Raw genomic sequence first — 1,432 nt, forward strand, 5'->3', positions numbered from 1 at the left:
GGTGCCGCACGAGGCGCATGCCACGCACGGCAGCCTCGCGATCGATGCCGCGCGCAGCCACCTCGTGACCGGCGGCTTGCGCGGGCTCGGGCTGCGCATCGCCGAGTGGCTGGCCGAGCAGGGCGCGCGCCACCTGGTGCTGATGGGGCGCAACCCGGCCGACGAACGCGCGCAACGCGTGATCGACCGGCTGCGCACACAGGGCGTCGAGGTGCAGATCGCGCTCGGCGACGTGGCGCAGCGCGACGACGTGCAGCGCCTGCTGGCCGCGCTGACCGCACCGCTGGCCGGCGTGATCCACGCGGCCGGCGTGCTCGACGACGGCGTGATCGCCAGCCAAAGCTGGCCGAGGTTCGCGACCGTGATGGGCCCGAAGGTGTTCGGCAGCTGGAACCTGCACACGCTGTGCGGCGAGCTGGATTTCCTGGTGTTCTTCTCGTCCGGCGCGTCGGTGGCCGGCTCGCCGGGGCAAGTCAACCACGCGGCGGCGAATGCCTTCGAGGACGCGCTGGCCTGGCACCGCCAGGCGCAGGGCCTGCCGACGCTGAGCATCAACTGGGGGCCGTGGGCCGAGATCGGCGCCGCGGCCGACCGCCGGTTGGTGCAGCCCGGCTCGCTGCAACCGATCGCGCCGGCCGACGGGCTGGCCGCGCTCGACCACGCGATGCGGCGCGACGGCGCGCGCAGCCCGTTCGAGATCGCGCAGCTCGCGGTGCTGGCGAGCGACTGGGCGCACCTGCGCGAGCAGCGCGCGGCCGGCACCGAGCCGCCGCTGTTCAGCGAGCTGGCGGTGGCTGCTGCGGCGCCGGGCAGCACGCAGGCGCAGCCCCTCCGGGCCGGCCCGTCGCTGCACGAGCGCATGGCGGCCGCGCTGCCGGCCCGCCGCAAGACCGTCCTGCGCGACGAGGTGCGGCGCCTGACCGTCAAGGTGCTCGGCGTGCAGCGCGCCGACGACCTCGACGTGACCGAGCCGCTGCGCCAGCTCGGCCTCGATTCGCTGATGGCGGTGGAGCTGCGCAACCTGCTCGGCAAGAGCGTCGGCCGCACGCTGGCCGCGACGGTGACCTTCGACCACCCGTCGGTCGCCGCGCTGACCGAGCACCTGGCGAGCGAGGTGTTCGCGGACCAGTTCGGCGATGTGGTGTCAACGGCTGATCCGGCTCGTGCGCCACCTGTCGCGCGTCCTGCCGAGGAATTGGACACGCTGTCGGAGGATGAACTGGCGCTGCAGTTGTTGCGACGGCTGGATGGCATGGATGCGGGTTATTTGCCATGAGTGAATTCAAAACAATAAAATGCAATCATTGAAGTCAATTTTTGGATTTGAATCATGGGCATGCTGACCGTAAGAAATTTGCCGGAAGAAGTCCACCGCGCCCTGCGTGTGCGCGCTGCCACGCATGGGCGCAGTACCGAGGCCGAGGTGCGGGCC

At 71.2% G+C, this 1,432-nt stretch carries 2 protein-coding genes; both read left to right on the top strand.

Going from position 1 to position 1,432, the window contains the following annotated elements:
- On the top strand, nt 1-1,276 hold a 1,276-nt coding region (locus AC1D01_RS34475), incomplete at its 5' end, for a beta-ketoacyl reductase (RefSeq protein WP_477873976.1).
- 54 nt (nt 1,277-1,330) lie between these two features.
- A partial coding sequence (locus AC1D01_RS34480; RefSeq protein ID WP_477873978.1) for a FitA-like ribbon-helix-helix domain-containing protein occupies nt 1,331-1,432 on the top strand: 102 nt, incomplete at its 3' end.

The sequence above is a fragment of the Rhizobacter sp. P3_B12 genome (assembly GCF_056402895.1).